Genomic DNA, 15,331 nt, shown 5'->3' with positions numbered 1-15,331 from the left:
GACGTAGTCCAAGAACCGGGCGGGGTCCTGCGCTGGACCTCACCGGCCGGCCAAACCCACCGCACCTACCCCGAAACCACCCTCGGACCACCACCCACACTGACCCCGACGCCTGACCCCGCCCCACTACCAGCCACACCACAAGCTGGACCTCGGACGAGCGACCTACCCGAAGATCCACCGCCCTTCTAGCGATTCTCCTCCCATGTGGAGCGAGGCCCGGCCGCAGTCACTTGCTAATTCGGCAATTCAATTTGTCAATCCCGGGGAAGCGCTTCAGCATGGTGACATGACCAGCCACGGCACGCCTTCAGCTCTCCCCAGTCCTCCTCGTGCGGAGTCGCCAACGCACACGCAGACCCACGACGTCGTCATCATCGGCGGCGGAGCGGCAGGACTCAGTGCCGCTGTGGTGCTCGGACGGGCGCGACGTTCGGTGGTTGTCGTCGACAGCGGGCAGCCGCGCAACGCACCCGCCGACGGCGTGCACAGTTTCCTCACCCGCGACGGCCTGCGCCCCGCCGAGTTGGTGCGCCTCGGCCAGGAAGAAGGCCGCTCCTACGGTGCGGAGTTCGTGGCGGGCCGGGCCGTCGACAGCCGACGCTCGCCGGACGGCTTCACTGTCACCCTGAATGACGGCAGCACCGTGTCGGGACGCCGGCTCTTGGTGGCGACCGGGCTCGTCGACGAACTCCCCGATATTCCCGGGCTCGGCGAGCGGTGGGGACGGGACGTGCTGCACTGCCCGTACTGCCACGGCTGGGAGGTCCGCGACCAGGCCATCGGTATTCTCGGCACCGGGCCGAAGTCCGTTCACCAGGCGCTGCTCTTTCGCCAGTGGAGCCGGAACATCACCCTGTTCCTGCACGGCGACATGCTCGACGCCGCCGGCTTGATTTCCCGGGAGCACGGTCCGACCGAGGCAGAGTGGGAGCAACTCGCCGCCCGCGGTATCAGCGTCGTGATCGGCCCGGTCGCGGGCCTCGAGGTGCAGGACGACGCGCTGGCCGGGGTTCGCCTGTCCAGCGGCCACCTGATCTCCCTGCAGGCCCTTGTGGTCGCCCCGACGTTCACGTCCCGCACCGACTTCCTCGCCGGGCTCGGGCTGACCTCGACACCCCATCCGCTGGGCGTCGGCACCCACCTGGAAAGCGACGAGTCCGGGCGGGTTGTCAGCGGCGGTGCCGTGGTGCCCGGAATCTGGGTGGCCGGCAACGCCAGCAACCTGATGGCACAGGTCGTCGTAGCCGCTGCCGCCGGACTCGGCGTGGCCACAATGATCAACTCCGACCTCATCACGGAAGAACTGGAGACCGCCGTCGCGGCATACCGCCATCCGTTCTCGGCCGCTAACGAGGCCCAAAACAGCAGTTCGGTCCTCGGCGATCGCCGACACGGCCTTGATCCCCAGCCCGTTCCGACCCCAGAAGGACAGAACCCATGAGCGACAACTTCGACCAGACCTATTGGGACGAACGCTACGGCGCAGGCAACGATGTCTGGAGCGGTGCGCCCAACCCGGTCCTGGTCAGCGAGACCCTGGCCCTGCCGGCGGGCTCCGCCTTGGACATCGGCTGCGGCGAGGGCGCAGACGCAATCTGGTTGGCGTCCAGGGGCTGGACGGTCACAGCCGCTGACTTCTCGGCCGTCGCCCTCGAACGCGCCGCCGCCCGCAGCAGGAATGCCGGCGTTGACCCGGCCGAATCCGCGGCCATCGCAAACCGGATCCTGTGGGAGCACCACGACTTCACCGCGTGGGCTCCCCCGGAAGGCACCTTCGACCTGGTCAGCGCCCAGTTCATGCACTTGCCGTCCGTGCAGAGGACGACTCTCTTCCGCAGGCTCGCGAGCGCAGTGGCCGCGGGCGGCACCCTGCTTATCGTCGGGCACGACGTCTCGGACTCGCACCACCAGGGGCACACGCCCCCGGCCGACATGTTCTTCACCGCAGCGGAAGTGGCAGCGAGCCTCGACTCGGCACTGTGGCACGTGGATGTGGCGGAATCCCGGCCACGAGCGACGAAGGACCCGGGCGGCACTGTCATCACTCTCACCGATGCCGTCGTCTCCGCGCGCCGTCGGTAGCCGTCGGTAGGTTTGGACACGGTGGGAGGCGGCCGGTTAGTCCCGGGCGCCGAACCAGGTTGTGACCCCTGGCGAGTAGAGCACCGAATCCGGTGCACGGGATCCCGCCAACCCGGGAAAGCCGGCTTCGGACAGCAGGGTGTCTTCGATGGAGACCAGCTCCGCGGTGTACAGGCGCCACGGCTGGTGGTGGTTACGCAACCGGAGGGTTCGGCCACGGACCCGGGTGAACAGCGCCCAGCGGGCGGTGAGGAAGTCGGCCAGCGAATCGTCGACGACGGGATGGCCCGTCGGTCGGGCGACGATCCGCGTGTGGGCGTGCGCGGCGAGGTGGCGGGAGGATGAGTAGCGGTACTCCCCCGCCGCCACCTCCAGCCGTGTTCGTGACCATACGTACGGGAGCGCGAAGATGGCGCGGGCTGCGAGCACCGCAGCGAGCCTGGACGCCTCGAGCGACACGAATACCACGCCGCGCCTCCCGCGCGAATCGACTGCGTAGAGGCGCACATTCACCTCGATGAACGCGCCGAAGTACGGTATCGGTGCACTGCCGAACACCGTGGCGCGATCCAGGACGAACGGGATCAGGCCGACCCAGCTCGACCCATCGTAGACATCGGGCCGGAGTCCGGCCGGGAGCAGCGGCGCCACCTGGTCCGCGTCGACCCGCCAATGCAGAAAAACCAGGTCAGACCACCGCTGACTGGCCGTCGCCCGGCCGGCCAGCGGCGGGGCGACGGCCGAAATAGGCCAAGGTTCTGACACGGTGTGAGCCTAGACGGCGTCGCTGTGAACGGCGTCGCTGTGAATGGCGTCAGTGTCGGCAGCTACCGGGACCGGCACCCGTGCGGGTACGAACCCGTCGCCGGCCTGGGCCTTCGCCAATGCCGTACCGGCAGCAGTTCCGCCGATCAGGCCGCCGAGCAAGTCCTTGATGCCCACGCCCATGGTCGAGTTCAGCACCGCGTCGACCTCGGTGAAGCCGGAGGCGACGTTCTTGCTGAGCTGGCTCGCACCATCGGTGGAGATCACGGTGAGCTGGTCGATGTTGCCCATCGGGGCTGCCAGCTCGTGCGCGATCTTCGGCAGCATCTCGACGAGGCGCAACTGGATGAGCGCCTCGGACTGCTCGGCCACGGCCTGGGCGCTGAGGCGGGTGGCCTCGGCCTCGGCCGAACCGCGGGCCAGGATGGCGTCGGCGTTGGCCTGTCCTTCCGCCCGAATGGCCTCGGCAGACGCCACCCGGCTGTCGCGGTCGGCGTTGGCCGCCGCGACGCGGGCCTCGGCGGCAGCGGCGGCGGAGACCCGCACGCGGTACGCGTCGGCGTCGGCCACGGCGTTGACCTCGGAGTCAAGCTCCGCCTTGCGCAGGCTGGCGCGACGCTTGGCCGTCAGCTCCTGCTCCTGAACGATGTTCTGCTGGGCCTTCGCCTCGGCGAGCGGTTTGGCCGCGGCAGCCTCGGCGGATGCCTTGTCGGTGTCGAGCTGGAGGGCCGCCTTGCGCAGCGCCAGGGTGTTCTGGGCTTCGGCCACGGCCTGCTCGGCGATGATCGACGCTTCCTGCGCCTCCCGGTTTGCCTGGTGCTCGGCCACCTCGGCCTGACGGCGCACCTTGGCCTGCTCGGCGCGACCGAGGTCACGGATATAGTCGTTCGCGTCGGTGATGCCCTTGATCTCGAACGAGTCGACGTCGACGCCCTGGTTGGCGAGGGATTCCCGGGCGGTGGCGAGCACCGACGTGCCGAGCTCATCGCGCTTCTGGATAATGGTCATGACGTCGGTGGCGCCGATCGACGACCGCAACGATCCGCTGAGGACTTCTTGCGCGAAGTTGTCGATGTTCTTGTCCTGGCCGGTGAAGCGTTGGGCGGCGGCGCGGATGGCGGTGGGGTCGTCGCCGACCTTCACGATCGCGACGGCCTCGACAGTCAACGTGATGCCATTGCGGTCCTGGGCTACGGCCGTGATCTCGATGGCTCGGCTGCGCAGGCTGATCTTGAAGGCCTTCTGGAAGAACGGGGTGATGAACACGCCCTGGCCGTGCACAACACGCTGGCCGGACTCCTCAAGGGTGGCGCCGTCGACAATAGTCTTCTTCGACTTCTTGCCGGTGATCACGAGGGCTTCGTCCGGGCCGGCATTCTTGTACACCGAGCGGGCGTAGACGAGAACGATCACCCCCACCACGATGACGAGGAAGACGGTACCGATTATCGGACTGAGGAGTTCAAACATGTGTTCCTTCCGGTCCGCGCCAGGCGAACGTGACGTCGCGCAGCCAGAAGGGCCCCGCTCCCTCCACGTAGGCTAGCGGTCCCGCGCCCCGGCGTGCGGCGTCAGAACGGCTGATTCTCTCCTCAGGCCAGCAATTTTGCCTTCGCGGCCGTAAACTCCGTGTCGCTGAGCACTCCGGCATTGTGAAGTTGGGACAGCTGGTTCAGCTGGTCGAGCAACGCGGAATCGCCGGAGGCCTGCGGCGGCGCCGCCGGCTGCTGCTGCTGCTGCTGCTGCTGGGCGTCGTACTCGGCCTGGGCCTGTGCATCGGCATCCGCCTGGGCCTGGGCCTGGGCGTCCTGGGCCCTGCCCTGTTGCCGCCGCTGCACATTGCCGCTCACGGCCGTTGCAGTGCCGGCGACGACCGCTGTTCGCGCGGCCATGCCCAGGAGCCCGGGACGTCCCCTTCGAAGTGGTGACATGATCTGGTCCTTACTGTTCGTGGATGAACTGGGTCGATTTTTGGTTGGAGCGTGCGGATTGGGGCCCGGCGGTCAGCCTGCGGCGTCGAGCACCGCGTTGACGACTGCGGCGGGAATCCGCTCCTGATGGAGCACCGCACCGCCTGACGCCGCCAGCACGGAAGCGAAGTGCCGGGCCCAGGCCAGTTCCACGACAAGGACGGCCGCGGAGGTGCCCGGCGGCAGCTCCACCGCGAGTTCTTCAACGTCGTCCAGGCCGGCGAGACCGAGTTCCCCCAGTTCCAGGTGAGGCAGTTGTGCCTTCTCGGGCAGATCCTCCACCTCGACGATCCGCAGGTCCCCCTCCATGCTGCGGGAGACGAAGATCAGGTCGAGCAGGGTGATGGTCTTCTCGTCGATCAGGTCGCGCAGCGCATCACCCAGGGCGGCACCGGGCCGGTCGCCATCAAAGGAGATCAAGAGTATCTCCACAGGTCCATACGTGAAATCCGCCATCGGTTGTCCCTTCGTCAGACGCGTGGGCAGGCTCGCCACCCGGTTCGGGCTCAGTGTCGCCGCGCACCCCCGGAGTCGAGTCACCCGGAGAGGGTGAATCTTGAAATAACCGGGTTAGAGCAGCCCACGATCCTGGGCGATCGCCACCGCGTCGGCACGGTTCGTGGCCTCGAGCTTCTGGTAGATATTGCGCAGGTGGGTCTTCACGGTATTGGGACTGACGTTGCGCTTGCCCGCGATGTCCGCCACCGACTGGTGAAACGGTAGCTCCCGCAGGATCTCCCGCTCTCGTTGGGTGAGCGCCGGACTGTTTCGGGCGTGGTCGAGCGCGGGCGGACGCTCGTGCAGGCGCAGCTCGTCAGCACAGCGGAGAATATGCCGGGCGTAATCGTCGAGATCACCGAGTCGGCCGAGGCGGCCTCGAATGAGTGCAGTGCCCTGCCCGCCCACGGCCATGAACGCGCGTACACAGCCGATCCTGCTCGAGAGCCGCAGCGCTCGAAGCAGGCGGGCGTCAGACTCGACGCGTCGGCCTGAGACATCCGCCACGTGGGCCAGCGCGATCCAGGCGCTGACGATGGTCGCGCCGCGCCAGGCCGTGCGCTCTTCGAGAGCGGCTCCGCGGAGCCGTTCCTCAGCAGGGTGGCCGGCCCGAGTGGGTGAGACGAGGAGGAACCTGATCAACAGCGACTCGAGGGAGTCCTCGCCGAGCGCCCGTTCGATCAGGCGCACGGCCAACTGGGTTTCGGCGCGTCCGTCCAGTGCGCCGCTCAGCTCGATCAAGGGCACGCAGCACAGGCTCAGGGCCCGTGGATGCTCCGAGCCGACCTCACGCATCAGGAGCATCAACCTGTCGAGGGCCTGGCGAGAGCGTGCCGCGTTATCCAGCTGGCTCAGGAGCAGCAGCACCTCCGCGGGTACGCTGACCCCGGCATCTGAGCCTCCGACCTCAGTGGCCGCCAACGTCTCGAGAATCACCGGGTCAACCGGTTGGCAGCCTTCGTACCGATGAATCATCGCGTAGAGCAGTGCCCTGCCCGTGGCGTGGTCGACCGGTCCCACGGCTCCCGACACAGCCCTAGTCGCAGCCCCCGTCGCCGTGATCGTCGCCGTCGCTGCCATCTGGTCTTCCAGCATCGCCACGTGCAACCAGTTGCCGGCGTGCCCCGCCGCCGTCGCCGCCAGGTCGCTGGCTAGCAGGAACAACCAGTCGAAGCCGGCGTGCCTGGCCGAGTCCGCAACATCTCTGAGGATGTCTTCCGCCGGACCGGGCTGACCGAGCTTGTCGTGGCAGCGGCCCTGAGCCGTCGCCGCCAACAGGTCGACGGCGAGGGCCTGCGCCGCCGCCGTCGTCGCACCCCTCTGCAGGGCCGCCAGACGGGTCTCGATTTCGGAGTGCTCGGTGGCGTGGAATGCGTGCAGGATGTCGACCACGAAGGTCCACGGCGTCGAGCCCGCGTTGGTGCGGGCAAGCTGGGTGTGGACAAGCTCGGTGTGGGCAAGCTCGGTGTGGGCAAGCTCGGTGCGGGCAAGCTCGGTGCGGGCAGGCTTGAGCCGGACGTCGGCGGCCGCATCGGCGGCCGCGAGGAGTTGCTGCACCCGGCGCCGGGCCGGGACGTAGGGAGACTCGAGCAAAAGTCGCAAGCACAGGGTCGCTGTTGATACCAATCGGCCCTCGATCTGATCCAGGGCGCGTCCCACCAGATCCGTAGCGCCGGAAAGAACGAGACCGAGGCCGAACCGTTCGAGTAACCTGCCGACGAGCTCAGGATCGTCCGCCAGAAGCGACTGCTCCACCGCTGCCGGCCCGTATGCCCGGTCCGCGTACCACTGACAGGCCAGGAGATGCCGTTTCGTCGCGGCGCTGGCGTCCAGCCTGCGTCCCTCAGCTAGCAGGTATGCGAGCAGGATCGGGTGATATCGGTAGCCCGCCCCGCCCGGGGCGGCCGGCTCGCGCGCGATGAGAGTGTTCTGGCGGGCCAGTCGCTCGAGCACGTCGCCGGCGTCGGTGCGCTCTGACACCGCCACCGCCAAATCGAGAGCCACTACCTCGCTCAGCGCCGACCACAACAGGACCTCCCGATCGCCGGAATCCAGGCCAATGACCACTTCTGCCGCCAGATAATCCGCCACCGCCGGGTTGTCGCCGTCGAAGCGCTTCAGGTCCAGCGCGGCGCCCTCGGATTCTCGCCAGGTCAAAGCGAGTGCCAGGGCCGTCGCCCAGCCCCCGGTATGGCTCCGGAGAACGGCGCCGTCGTCGGCGGGCAGGTCGATGTGGTGCCGTGCGGCGAGTTCGAAGGTTTCCTCGAGGGTGAATGCCAGCGTGTCGCCGGCGCAATCGATGAGAATCCCGGCCGCTTCCAGGGGCGCCGTCCCAGCTGCGGGCCGATGGCGGCCGGATACCACGATGCGGACGCCCGTCGGAATGTCAACTAGCGCCTCAAGGATGCCGAAGAGGTTCGTTCGGTCGGCGGACGACGGCCTCTCGGCGAGGTGCAGGTCGTCGATGAAAACGTACCGCGGTTCCGGCTCGCCGGCGTCAGTACGGTTTGCGCCCGCAGCGACCCTGCGCCTGATCTCGTCGGCGTCCCCGGCGTCGCGCAGATCGGTGCCGCTGAACCACTGCACAATCTGGTCCGCAGCCACAAGCCGCCGAGCCCACCCCGCCATTAGCGTGGTCTTGCCCGACCCGGCGGAGTCCCAGAGGACGAGGACTCGGGCATCGGGTGCCGTCAACCGCTCAAGCAGGGCATCCAGCCGCGGACGGTGCAGGTACCACGCCGGCTCGACGGAGAGGCCCGCGGGAAGCAGGAAGGCCGGTGCTGTCACGAGATCCAGAGGGGGCAGCAGAGGCGGTGTCAGAGGGGACGCCACCGCCGCCAGTGGGGCTGCCGGGGTGAGCGGGGTGACCGGGGCTAGCGGGGTGACCGGGGCTACCTGGGTGAGTGGGGAGGCCGGAGTGAGTGGGGAGGCCGGAGTGAGTGGGGAGGCCGGAGTGAGTGGGGGGGCCATCGGGAAACATCCTCGATTTGCATCCATCGCGCAACGTGAGCCGCAACGACAGAGGCCCTGGCGAAGAGGCGGTCGGGTGACTGATTGACCCCGTCAAGGCCCCGGCTAACCGGGACCTTGACGGAGTTCTCGCGGCGTTCGGGTCACCGCCAGTGAGGTGATAATGCCGCGGTGTCCGGGCCTGGTCAAGGGGCGGCCGGCAGTTGCGGATGAAACACGGGGTGGGCTCAGCGCCACCCGTACCGAGCCCGCAAAGCCCTCTCGATCAGCCCGTACCGCGCGGCATCCACGACGGTTCCTTCGCGGCGAACCCCGCCCTGGCGCACCTGGAACACCCGGGCGAGCCCGGCCCAGCTCGGCCGCCGGGCAGGATCCCACGGACCGACGCCGAGCGGCAGGTAGTCGTCGTTCCCGGAGTGGTCCGTGCTCGTCAGCTGCACGGCAAGCATGTTTCCCCCGGGTAGCGTCGCCACGATGACCACCGGCCGGTCCTTGCCCCTGCCGTCCCGTTCCTCGAAGGGAACCCAGGTCCAGACGACTTCACCGGGGTCAAGAGCGCCGTCGGTTTTGGGCGCGTAGCCCCAACCCGCACGCCGCACCGTCGACGGATCGAGCTCGACAGTGGCGTCGGGTCCGGATTGTACGGGGACGGATTCTGTGCGCGGCGCTCCGGCGGTCCTTGTGGTGAAAAGGGCAGAACGAAGGGCGGTGAGGAAGCCCCGGGTGCGTGACACACCCGAACACTACCCCACCGCCCCATTTCCCTAGCGCTCTGCTGTCTAGCGCTCTGCTGTTGGGAATCTCGACACGGTGCGGCGACTACACATTGGCGAGGGCGTAGCCCTCTTCGCCGTGCACCGAGGTGTCGATTCCGGCGACTTCGTCTTCGTTCTTGATACGGAAGCCGATCGTCCTCTCGATGGCGAGTCCCAGCAGGGAGGCGACGACGAACGAGTAGATGAGGACCGCGAAGGCGGCGATGGCCTGGACTGCGAGCTGGCCGAGGTCGCCACCGACGAAGAGGCCGGTGTCGATCGCGAAGAAGCCCAGGTACAGGGTGCCGATGAGGCCTCCGACCAGGTGGATGCCCACGACGTCGAGCGAGTCGTCGAAGCCGAACTTGAACTTCATTTCGATGGCCATGGCGCAGACGGCACCGGCGACGACGCCGAGGAGCAGGGCCCAGCCGGGTTCGAGCTCGGCGCAGGCCGGGGTGATGGCGACGAGGCCGGCGACGGCACCGGATGCGGCGCCGACCGAGGTGGCCTTACCGTCCTTGATCTTCTCGACGATCAGCCAGCCGAGGATGGCGGCGGCGGTCGCACCGAGGGTGTTGACCACGATCAGGCCGACGTTGGCAAGGCCGTTCAGCCACTCGGCTCCGGCGTTGAAGCCGAACCAGCCGAACCACAGAATCGAGGCACCGAGAAGCACCAGCGGTACGTTGTGCGGCTTGGTGATGCCCTTCTGGAAGCCGATGCGCTTGCCGAGGACTAGGGCGAGGGCGAGGGCCGCAGCTCCGGCGTTGATGTGCACAGCGGTACCGCCGGCGTAGTCGATGACGCCGGGAAGGCCGAGGTTCTCGCCGAGGCTCATGATCCAGCCGCCGCCCCAGACCCAGGCCGCGACCGGGAAGTAGACCAGGGTCGCCCAGATTCCGGCGAAGATCATCCAGGAACCGAACTTGGCCCGGTCGGCGACGGCGCCGGAGATCAGGGCGACGGTGATGATCGCGAAGGTCGCACCGTAGGTGGCGCCGAGGAGATCGAGGTTGCCGGTTTCACCCGTGGCGAGTGAGCCGAGTGCGAAGTCGCTGAACGGGTTGCCCGCGAACTGGGTGGCCCCATCGACCACGCTCATGTTGAATCCGTACAGGATCCAGAGAACAGTGATCAGTCCGAGGGCTCCGAAGCTCATCATCATCATGCTGACGACGCTCTTGGCCTTGACCAGGCCGCCGTAGAAGAACGCGACTCCCGGAGTCATGAACAGAACCAGAGCGGTTGCCGTCAACCCCCATGCAATGCTTCCCGTGTCCATAGATTGTCCTCACACCTCTCGAGTTTGCTGGGTGTACCGCGACGCCGCAGGTCGAGCGTGCAGGGGCAGTCCCCGGTACGCCACTCAGTCTCCGACCCAGACGTTTCAACAGCCGCACCGTCGGGTTTCGGGTAGGTTACGCAACCGGCGAGAAGGTTAACAGCGTGTTTCGTCTCAGGCCGCTCATTCGGCGTGCGGCGGCAACTCACCGGTGGTCAACGCCACCATCCGGGACTGGGAACGCTGGTACTTCTTGCGATAGCCGCCCTCCATCATCTCTGCGTCGAAGACGTCGTGCAGGGGTACACCGCTGGCGATGATCGGGATCTCGGCGTCGTAGACGCGGTCGATGAAGGCCACCAGGCGAAGCGCATCCGTCTGGTCGGTGAGCAGGTAGACGTTGCGCAGAGCGATCACGTCGAGCTCGGCGATCATCTTGATGTACTTCGACGGATGCACAGTGCTGAGATGCTTCATCAGCGCCCCGAAGTCGTCGCAGCTCACCCGGGAGCCGCGCTCAATGAGTGCCTCGTTCAGACGGTCGAATTCCTCGGGCACAACGGTCTCGGCATGCCCGGACGCATCCCGGCGGCGGTAGTCGAGTCCGTCGATGCGCACGGTTTCGAAGTTCGCGGACATGGCCTGGATCTCCCGCAGGAAGTCCACGGCCGCGAACCGGCCCTCGCCGAGCGAGTTCGGCGGGGTGTTGGAGGTGGCTGCGACCCGGGTGCCCGACGCGATCAGCTCGCCCAGCAGCCTGGTCATCAGCATGGTGTCCCCCGGATCGTCGAGCTCGAACTCGTCGATGCAGATGAGCTTCGCGCCGGAGAGCTGGGTCACGGTGTCGGCATACCCGAGAGCGCCGACCAGCGCCGTGTACTCGATGAAGGTGCCGAAGTACTTGGGACCGGGTGCTCCGTGCCAGAGCGCCGCCAGCAGGTGGGTCTTGCCCACGCCGAATCCGCCGTCGAGGTAGATGCCGGGGAACTCGGCCTTGGCCTTGCGGGTGCGGGAGAAGAACCCGCCCGGCCGGGCCCGCCAGGCCGCGAAGGCGTTGAGCCGTTCCACGGCCTCGACCTGGGACGGGTAGGCGAGGTCTGGCCGGTAGGACTCGAACGAGGCGTGTTCGAATTGCGGCGGCGGGACGAGTTCAGAGACTATCTCCGCACCGGTAATGGATGGCGACCTGTCGACGAGTCGAAGGGGCAGCTTTCGGGTCGCACTGACCATGATTGACATCCGGTTCCTGTCTGTCCCCGACATCCTGGTGGAATTTAGGTGGGGGGTTCTGCCTTGTACCTTGGAAACCTGCGCGCAGGTTGTCCACCAGCCTAAATGCACGCACACCAGGGCCGCGCCGTCGTCCAGGTTCACGAGCCCTCCGGGAGGAAACCATGACAATCGAAACAGATCCCTCCGCCACGTTCGCGGCGTACGCGCATCCCGAACGCCTGGTGTCCACCGACTGGTTGCAGGCCCACCTCGGCGACCCCGGCCTGGTCGTCGTCGAATCCGACGAAGACGTGATCCTGTATGAAACCGGCCACATCCCCGGTGCCGTCAAGATCGACTGGCACACCGACCTCAACGACCCCGTCGAGCGCGACTACATCGACGGGGCCGCCTTCGCCGCCTTGCTCGGCCGCAAGGGCATCAGCCGTGACAGCACCGTGGTGATCTACGGCGACAAAAGCAACTGGTGGGCGGCATACGCCCTCTGGGTGTTCACCCTGTTCGGCCACGACGATGTGCGACTGCTCGACGGCGGCCGCCAGAAGTGGATTGCCGAGGGCCGCGAGCTGACCACCAACCGCGAGTCCGCCGAACCGGCCCGGTACCCCGTCGTGGAGCGGGCAGACGGCCCCATCCGCGCGTTCAAGGACGACGTTCTCGCCCACCTCGGGCATCCGCTCATCGACGTGCGCTCGCCGGAGGAATACAGCGGCGAACGCACCACCGCTCCCGCCTATCCCGAGGAGGGATCCCTGCGGGCCGGCCACATCCCGTCGGCGGTGTCGGTGCCGTGGGCCCGCGCCGCAGCCGAGGACGCCACCTTCCGGCCCCGTGCCGAGCTCGACGCCATCTACCGCGACGAGGCCGGGCTCACCGGCGACGAGCCCGTGATCGCCTACTGCCGCATCGGCGAGCGATCCAGCCACACCTGGTTCGTGCTGACCCACCTGCTCGGACTTGAGAACGTGCGCAACTACGACGGCTCGTGGACCGAGTGGGGCAGCGCTGTGCGGGTCCCGATCGTGCAGGGCACCGCCCCCGGAACCGCACCGGCGCACCGATGAGCACGATCGACCTTCCCAGCCAGCTCGCCGAGATCCGCGAGGACTTCCTGGCACTCGAACAGCCGGATCGCCTAATGCTTCTGTTGGAGTTCTCCAACGAACTCCCCGAGCTTCCCGAGAAATACCGCGATCACCCCGACCTCTTCGAACGGGTTGTAGAATGCCAGTCGCCGGTGTTCATCTTCGTGGAAGTGGACGACGACCGCGCCGTGCACCTGTACGCCACGGCGCCGGCGGAGTCCCCCACCACCCGGGGCTTCGCCTCGATCCTCGCGCAGGGCCTGGACGGCCTCAGCGTCGACGACGTCCTGGCCGTTCCGGATGATTACCCCCAGTCGATCGGCCTCACCCAGGCTGTCTCGCCGCTGCGGCTGCGCGGCATGACCGCCATGCTGGGTCGCACCAAGCGCCAGCTGCGCGAACGGCAGGCCGCCCTGGGCTAGGTTCCTGGCTTGCCGGGCGCAGCCTGCCTGTCGCCCGTGTCACGGGCCGCCGTCACCGCGGGGTGGCACGACCCGAGCGTGCCGAGCCAGCCGAGGATGGCCGCGTTCCAGGCGGCCGGATCGTAGTTCCACAGCTTGGTGTGCCTGGCCACCGAGAACGGCACCAGGGTGACGATGTCGGGGCGCTTCTCGGCGAGGGCCCTGGACGGCGCCGACGGCACGTAGCCGTCGTCGTCGCTGTGCAGGATGAGAATCGGCAGGCTCAGGTCGCTCGCCCGGGACACGAAGTCCAGTCGGGGGAAGTCGATAGGCAGATGCAGCCCCGTCACCATCCGTCCCCAGCGGCGCCCCATCACCACCAGCGCGCCGCGCACCACCGCCCGCGGAAGCCGGAGCATGAGCGCCTGGTAGGCCACGACATCCGCCCAGTCGATCACGGGTGAATCGAGCACGATGCCGGTGACCCGACCGTCGTGCCTGGCGCGGGTCGCCGCCTGCAGGGCGATCGCCCCGCCCATCGACCAACCCATCAGCACGATCTGGGTGGCTCCCTGGCCCACGGCGAAGTCGATGGCGGCCTCAACGTCCCGCCACTCGGTGTCGCCGAGCCCGAACCGCCCGTCGGCGCTCGGCGGCGCTTCACCGTCGTTGCGGTAAGACACCAGCAGGCACGAGTAGCCAGCGGCGTTGAAAACCGGAACGGCCCGCAGCGTCTCGTGCCGACGGACCCCGCGGCCGTGCACCTGGATCACCCAGCGCCCGGAGGGTTCTGCCGCGGGGATCAGCCAGGCCGGTGCGTCTCCCAGCTCGGTCGGCACCGTCACGTTGGAGAACTCGAGCCCGAGGTCCCAGGGGCCGAGGAAGGAGTAGCCGCCCAGACGGCCCCTGGTCGCGGCGCCGAGGTTCCCGAAGTCCACGGTCAGGATGCGGCGGGTCACCGTCGTCACCGTGCGCCCTTCGATGACGCCCAGCCGCGCGTGACCGGAGTCGCCGGCGAACCAGAAGCTGTAGTCACCGGGAAGCACCGCATCCTTCGTCGCCTCGAGGGTGATGGTGCCGGCGTCGAGGTCGACGTCGAACACCCTGGTGTCGTCGGCACGTTTCGTGGGCGGGGTCACGATGCGGCGCGCCATAACGCCGGCCAGCACACCGACCGCCAACGCTGCGGCGGCGCTCACCGCAACGACGCCGCCGGCAATCACCAGCCCGGCAGAAGCCAGGCCATGCGTGGATTGAGTTCGAGCACCGATCCCTGTCATGCCTACCTCCGTGCTGTTCGGCGTGCCTCGCACCAGCGCACGGAAAAAACTCTAGTCTGCAGACGTGCCCGATTCAGAGGATCAGCCCCACCGCCCTGCGCAGTTTGCCGCGGCGCTCGACGCTATCCGTTCTTCCAGCCCGCGCCCGGAGCTGGTCGTCACCGAGATCTCGGCGCCCGGAAACCTCGCGCCGTACGCCGTCGCACTCTCTGCCGATGTCACGCCGGTGCGGCACGGCAGCGACTCCGACTTCGGCACCGGACGCTTCATTTTGCTCTACGACCCCGACGAACCCGAAAGTTGGGGAGGGCCGTTCCGCGTCGTCTGCTTCGCCCAGGCTCCGCTCGAGACCGACATCGGAGTCGATCCGTTTCTCGCCGAGGTCGCGTGGGCCTGGTTAGTGGACGCCCTGGACGCTCGCGGCGCGAACTACACCGCCGCCTCCGGCACCGCCACCAAGATCCTCTCCTCGGGCTTCGGCGAGCTCGCCTCCCAGGGCGACGGCGCCCAGATTGAGTTGCGCGCGTCGTGGAGCCCGCTGGACAACGACCTCGCCGCGCACGTGGAGGGGTGGGGAGAGCTGCTGTGCATGCTCGCCGGCCTCCCGCCCGCCAGTGAGCAGCCCGCCCCGCGCCGTCACGGCCTTCCCAATGACGCCTCCTCCGCTCGGCACGGGCATCCCTCCGGCGCCGACGAACCCGGCGCCGACGGTCCCGGCGCCGACGAACCCGGCGCCTCCGGACCGGGCGCGCCGGGACCGAGCGCTTCGGGGCACGGCAGGTCGGGACAGGGCACGTCGGGACAGGGCACGTCGGGACAGGGCACGTCGGGAATCACGCTCGGCCCGCTGGACCAGATCGGACCGCAACAGAGCGCAGTTCTGCGAACGAACCCGGGATTGCATACGCTGGGAGTGGCCGCCGGCGGCCGCGAGTCCGCCGGCAGGGAAACGGCCGGTCTTGATTTCGCCGGCCTCGATGCGCCCGGCGCTCAGCGCGCCGGCA

The 15,331-nt window shown here is 68.1% G+C and carries 13 protein-coding genes and 1 pseudogene; 5 read left to right on the top strand and 9 right to left on the bottom strand.

The genetic code is table 11. The annotated features are described in order from the left end of the window. Positions 1-289 precede the first annotated feature (289 nt). Positions 290-1,444: an NAD(P)/FAD-dependent oxidoreductase gene (locus E3O42_RS15935; protein ID WP_134454892.1), complete on the top strand. Its 1,155-nt coding sequence runs from the start codon at positions 290-292 to the stop codon at positions 1,442-1,444. Further along, positions 1,441-2,085, top strand: a complete 645-nt coding sequence (locus E3O42_RS15930) for a class I SAM-dependent methyltransferase (RefSeq protein WP_134454890.1) — start codon at positions 1,441-1,443, stop codon at positions 2,083-2,085. Before E3O42_RS15935 ends, E3O42_RS15930 begins: the two co-directional genes overlap by 4 nt. 36 nt (positions 2,086-2,121) lie before the next feature. On the opposite strand, the gene E3O42_RS15925 is transcribed toward E3O42_RS15930, so the two are convergent. From E3O42_RS15925 to zapE, 8 genes are all read right to left on the bottom strand, one after another. Beyond that, complete coding sequence (locus E3O42_RS15925; protein ID WP_134454888.1) at positions 2,122-2,850, bottom strand: YqjF family protein; 729 nt, start codon at positions 2,848-2,850, stop codon at positions 2,122-2,124. 9 nt (positions 2,851-2,859) lie between these two features. After that, the gene (locus tag E3O42_RS15920) at positions 2,860-4,320 is read right to left on the bottom strand and encodes a flotillin family protein (RefSeq protein ID WP_134454886.1); all 1,461 of its coding nucleotides are present in this window, start codon (positions 4,318-4,320) and stop codon (positions 2,860-2,862) included. A 122-nt stretch (positions 4,321-4,442) separates the two neighbouring features. After that, positions 4,443-4,781: an SHOCT domain-containing protein gene (locus E3O42_RS15915; RefSeq protein WP_134454884.1), complete on the bottom strand. Its 339-nt coding sequence runs from the start codon at positions 4,779-4,781 to the stop codon at positions 4,443-4,445. A 72-nt stretch (positions 4,782-4,853) separates the two neighbouring features. Continuing rightward, positions 4,854-5,276 (bottom strand): DUF6325 family protein, encoded by a 423-nt coding sequence (locus E3O42_RS15910; protein WP_134454882.1) that lies wholly within the window; start codon positions 5,274-5,276, stop codon positions 4,854-4,856. Positions 5,277-5,390: 114 nt separating this feature from the next. Beyond that, a complete protein-coding gene (locus tag E3O42_RS15905) occupies positions 5,391-8,288 on the bottom strand; it encodes a LuxR C-terminal-related transcriptional regulator (RefSeq protein ID WP_134454880.1) in 2,898 nt (965 codons plus the stop codon). Positions 8,289-8,515: 227 nt separating this feature from the next. Further along, entirely contained in the window at positions 8,516-9,022 is a 507-nt protein-coding gene (locus E3O42_RS15900) for a type II toxin-antitoxin system PemK/MazF family toxin (RefSeq protein WP_134454878.1), read from the bottom strand. A gap of 85 nt (positions 9,023-9,107) precedes the next feature. Then, positions 9,108-10,328: an ammonium transporter gene (locus tag E3O42_RS15895; RefSeq protein ID WP_134454877.1), complete on the bottom strand. Its 1,221-nt coding sequence runs from the start codon at positions 10,326-10,328 to the stop codon at positions 9,108-9,110. A gap of 183 nt (positions 10,329-10,511) precedes the next feature. After that, entirely contained in the window at positions 10,512-11,567 is a 1,056-nt protein-coding gene (zapE, locus tag E3O42_RS15890) for a cell division protein ZapE (RefSeq protein WP_420897891.1), read from the bottom strand. Between the two features lie 155 nt (positions 11,568-11,722). On the opposite strand from zapE, the gene E3O42_RS15885 reads away from it, so the two are divergent. Beyond that, positions 11,723-12,625 carry a sulfurtransferase gene (locus E3O42_RS15885; protein ID WP_134454875.1) on the top strand — a complete coding sequence of 301 codons (903 nt, stop codon included), beginning with the start codon at positions 11,723-11,725 and terminating at the stop codon, positions 12,623-12,625. Beyond that, the gene (locus tag E3O42_RS15880; RefSeq protein WP_134454873.1) at positions 12,622-13,068 is read left to right on the top strand and encodes a SufE family protein; all 447 of its coding nucleotides are present in this window, start codon (positions 12,622-12,624) and stop codon (positions 13,066-13,068) included. The genes E3O42_RS15885 and E3O42_RS15880 overlap by 4 nt, the downstream gene beginning before the upstream one ends. Here the strand turns inward: E3O42_RS15880 and E3O42_RS15875 are convergent. Next, positions 13,065-14,327: an alpha/beta hydrolase family protein gene (locus E3O42_RS15875; RefSeq protein WP_134454871.1), complete on the bottom strand. Its 1,263-nt coding sequence runs from the start codon at positions 14,325-14,327 to the stop codon at positions 13,065-13,067. The genes E3O42_RS15880 and E3O42_RS15875 overlap by 4 nt on opposite strands. A 64-nt stretch (positions 14,328-14,391) precedes the next feature. On the opposite strand from E3O42_RS15875, the pseudogene E3O42_RS15870 reads away from it, so the two are divergent. After that, positions 14,392-14,946 (top strand): annotated as a pseudogene (locus E3O42_RS15870) (DUF3000 domain-containing protein); the annotation flags it as partial. Positions 14,947-15,331: the final 385 nt, after the last annotated feature.

The sequence above is a fragment of the Cryobacterium adonitolivorans genome, assembly GCF_004402695.1.
Taxonomy (GTDB): Bacteria; Actinomycetota; Actinomycetes; order Actinomycetales; family Microbacteriaceae; genus Cryobacterium; species Cryobacterium adonitolivorans.
The sequence above is the reverse complement of the archived record's forward strand: the minus strand, read 5'-3'. Positions and strand labels throughout refer to the sequence as shown.

What these genes read in the sequence shown, in the direction of transcription:
- E3O42_RS15935 (WP_134454892.1), top strand. Translation starts at nt 290, where the DNA reads ATGACCAGCCACGGCACGCCTTCAGCTCTCCCCAGTCCTCCTCGTGCG.
- E3O42_RS15930 (WP_134454890.1), top strand. Translation starts at nt 1,441, where the DNA reads ATGAGCGACAACTTCGACCAGACCTATTGGGACGAACGCTACGGCGCA.
- E3O42_RS15920 (WP_134454886.1), bottom strand. Translation starts at nt 4,320, where the DNA reads ATGTTTGAACTCCTCAGTCCGATAATCGGTACCGTCTTCCTCGTCATC.
- E3O42_RS15915 (WP_134454884.1), bottom strand. Translation starts at nt 4,781, where the DNA reads ATGTCACCACTTCGAAGGGGACGTCCCGGGCTCCTGGGCATGGCCGCG.
- E3O42_RS15910 (WP_134454882.1), bottom strand. Translation starts at nt 5,276, where the DNA reads ATGGCGGATTTCACGTATGGACCTGTGGAGATACTCTTGATCTCCTTT.
- E3O42_RS15905 (WP_134454880.1), bottom strand. Translation starts at nt 8,288, where the DNA reads ATGGCCCCCCCACTCACTCCGGCCTCCCCACTCACTCCGGCCTCCCCA.
- E3O42_RS15895 (WP_134454877.1), bottom strand. Translation starts at nt 10,328, where the DNA reads ATGGACACGGGAAGCATTGCATGGGGGTTGACGGCAACCGCTCTGGTT.
- zapE (WP_420897891.1), bottom strand. Translation starts at nt 11,567, where the DNA reads ATGTCAATCATGGTCAGTGCGACCCGAAAGCTGCCCCTTCGACTCGTC.
- E3O42_RS15885 (WP_134454875.1), top strand. Translation starts at nt 11,723, where the DNA reads ATGACAATCGAAACAGATCCCTCCGCCACGTTCGCGGCGTACGCGCAT.
- E3O42_RS15880 (WP_134454873.1), top strand. Translation starts at nt 12,622, where the DNA reads ATGAGCACGATCGACCTTCCCAGCCAGCTCGCCGAGATCCGCGAGGAC.
- E3O42_RS15875 (WP_134454871.1), bottom strand. Translation starts at nt 14,327, where the DNA reads ATGACAGGGATCGGTGCTCGAACTCAATCCACGCATGGCCTGGCTTCT.